Source organism: Variovorax sp. P1_H12_2, from assembly GCF_056405335.1.
Map to the genome: position 1 here is coordinate 1 of NZ_JBFUCI010000748.1, position 1,286 is coordinate 1,286.

A 1,286-nucleotide genomic window follows, 5' to 3' on the forward strand; every position below is an offset into this window, starting at 1 on the left:
GCGCTGAGGGGCTCGAGGCTGCTGAGTTGCGCGTGGTCAGGTTGGACCAGGATCGTCGTGTTCGGGAAGAAGAAGTAGGTCAGGTTGCCGTACTTTCTCGGATCGAAGCCTGTCGCCTCGGGCGCGTCTTCCGAGAACCTCGCCTTGATGAGGTAGAGGCGCCGGTTGAGGTCGAACTCGTCGACGATCTGCATGTTGTCCACGAACATGTGGGCGATGGTCTTTCGGTGGGCGACCTTGAAGTGATAGGCCTCGAAGGCGCCATCGACCAGCAGCTTCCAGTTGGCTTCGACCTCGTAGGAGCGCGGCGCGAACGCCACCGGGGCGCCGAGCCCCGCCAGCGATTCCAGGTTGTTCATCAGCGACCCCAGGCTCTCGTTGGGATCCTTCTGCGACAGTTCCGGATCGAGGATGACCCAGACCAGCCCCGCGCGCTCGACCGTGGCCAGCTTGCGCAGTCCGGATTCTTCCTGCTTGAGACATGGGAAGCCGAAGGATTGGGGCACACCCCGAAGCGCGCCATCGGGCTTGTAGGTCCACGCGTGATAGGGACAGACGAACGCGCGCGCATCGCTGCCGCTGCCCTCGGGCACCACGCGGGCGCCACGATGGCGGCAGACGTTCACGAAGGCCTGAACCTGCCCGCTCTCCTGGCGAACCAGCAGCAGCGGGATGCCGAGATGGGTCATCGAAAGCCAGGCCCCGGGCGATGCGAGCGACGATCCTGCTGCAACGGCTTGCGGACAGCGGCGCAGCAGGTTCAGCTCCTGGGTCGCCCCGGCGTCGCTCGTGTAGCGGCCGACCTCGACCTGGCCACCGTGGGCATCCGCGTCCGCTCGCTCCGCCAGCATGGCGGCGGTCGCTCTGCGATGGAGATCGGCGGCAAAGTCTTGGCTCATCGGGGGTGTCTCGGTCGCGTGAATCAGGATCGATCAAAGTTCGTCCGCCGCAGTTTACCGACTGACTAGTCAGTCCGTCAATTCGGCATGCTTCGCCCGGTCGAACAGCGACGACCCGCAGCAATCTCGAGGTCGATATCCGATGGCCCGTCTCAGCGGGGCGCGTGGGCCGCGCTCAGGCAGGATTCGAAGGCCAGCACGGTGCGTGAAGGCTTGGGCGAGCGCCGCATCAGGCTGACGAAGCGGCAGGCGTAGTTGAAGCGCTCGGGCAGCACCGCCTTCATCGCGCCGCGCTGTTCGAAGACCTGGGCATAGTGGACGGGCAGGAACCCGAGAAAGCGTCCCGAGAGGATCAGCGTGGCGATGGCCTCCTGGTCGAAGCCGGTG

Annotated in this window: 1 protein-coding gene and 1 pseudogene; both read right to left on the minus strand. The window is 65.5% G+C overall.

Annotated features, from left to right (window positions below; all coding sequences use genetic code 11):
- The coding region (locus tag AC1D2K_RS34820) for an aromatic ring-hydroxylating oxygenase subunit alpha (RefSeq protein ID WP_478095005.1) at nt 1-899 on the minus strand (899 nt) is incomplete at its 3' end.
- 152 nt (nt 900-1,051) lie between these two features.
- A pseudogene (locus tag AC1D2K_RS34825) lies at nt 1,052-1,286 on the minus strand (LysR family transcriptional regulator); the annotation flags it as partial.